At 50.3% G+C, this 1,240-nt stretch carries 7 tRNA genes; all 7 read right to left on the reverse strand.

Features of this window, described 5'->3' with window-relative positions:
* Nucleotides 1–534 precede the first annotated feature (534 nt).
* The 7 genes from AC3WTJ_RS37875 to AC3WTJ_RS37905 all read right to left on the reverse strand — a co-directional run bounded on the left by AC3WTJ_RS37875 (nt 535) and on the right by AC3WTJ_RS37905 (nt 1,128).
* Nucleotides 535–605 (reverse strand) — tRNA-Gly (locus tag AC3WTJ_RS37875).
* Between the two features lie 13 nt (nt 606–618).
* Nucleotides 619–692 (reverse strand) — tRNA-Pro (locus AC3WTJ_RS37880).
* A gap of 6 nt (nt 693–698) precedes the next feature.
* Nucleotides 699–777, reverse strand: a tRNA-Leu gene (locus AC3WTJ_RS37885).
* 5 nt (nt 778–782) lie between these two features.
* Nucleotides 783–859, reverse strand: a tRNA-Arg gene (locus AC3WTJ_RS37890).
* A gap of 21 nt (nt 860–880) precedes the next feature.
* Nucleotides 881–966 (reverse strand) — tRNA-Leu (locus tag AC3WTJ_RS37895).
* 15 nt (nt 967–981) lie between these two features.
* Nucleotides 982–1,052, reverse strand: a tRNA-Cys gene (locus AC3WTJ_RS37900).
* Between the two features lie 4 nt (nt 1,053–1,056).
* A tRNA-Gly gene (locus tag AC3WTJ_RS37905) sits at nt 1,057–1,128 on the reverse strand.
* Nucleotides 1,129–1,240 lie beyond the last annotated feature (112 nt).

Genomic DNA, 1,240 nt, shown 5'->3' on the forward strand with positions numbered 1-1,240 from the left:
TTCTTATCTAAAAGCTTCCCTCGGAAGCACTGGTGGTAAATTTGGACGCTCGTCCTACTTTGATTACTCAGGATGTCTTCACGGACGGTCGAACCCTTTGTGGTCTCTCTTCCCTTCCCGCTCAAAACAAAAAGACCACCCTAAGGTGATCTTTTTGTTTAAAGCGGGTGATGGGAATACTCCAATTTCTTATCTAAAAGCTTCCCTCGGAAGCACTGGTGGTAAATTTGGACGCTCGTCCTACTTTGATTACTCAGGATGTCTTCACGGACGGTCGAACCCTTTGTGGTCTCTCTTCCCTTCCCGCTCAAAACAAAAAGACCACCCTAAGGTGATCCTTTTGTTTAAAGCGGATGATGGGAATACTCCAAATTCTTATCTAAAAGCTTCCCTCGGAAGCACTGGTGGTAAATTTGGACGCTCGTCCTACTTTGATTACTCAGGATGTCTTCACGGACGGTCGAACCCTTTGTGGTCTCTCTTCCCTTCCCGCTCAAAACAAAAAGACCACCCTAAGGTGATCCTTTTGTTTAAAGCGGGTGATGGGAATCGAACCCACGCTACCAGCTTGGAAGGCTGAAGTTCTACCATTGAACTACACCCGCATGATGTTAAAAGTCGGGACGACACGATTTGAACATGCGACCCCCTGCTCCCAAAGCAGGTGCTCTACCAAGCTGAGCTACGTCCCGAGAAAATACCGGCGAGAGGACTCGAACCTCCACTCGTGAGAACTCGATTTTGAGTCGAGCGCGTCTGCCATTCCGCCACGCCGGCATATGTGGCGCGCCCTGAGAGATTCGAACTCCCGACCTTTTGATTCGTAGTCAAATACTCTATCCAGCTGAGCTAAGGGCGCGTATGAAATTGAGGTAAATAATGCCGAAGACCGGACTTGAACCGGTACGATAGTCACCTATCGCAGGATTTTAAGTCCTGTGCGTCTGCCGATTCCGCCACTCCGGCTTGCTTATAGGCAGAAGGCGCTACCCAGATTCGAACTGGGGGTAAAGCTTTTGCAGAGCTCTGCCTTACCACTTGGCTATAGCGCCAAAAAGCGGAAGACGGGATTCGAACCCGCGACCCTCGCCTTGGCAAGGCGATGCTCTACCCCTGAGCCACTTCCGCATGATAATGGGGTTTCCTCAAATATTTTTGAGGAATGATGCGCGTAGAGGGACTTGAACCCCCACGGTCGCCCGCTAGATCCTAAGTCTAGTGCGTCTGCCAATTCCGCCAT

This window comes from Paenibacillus sp. FW101-FHT12H11 (assembly GCF_058790355.1).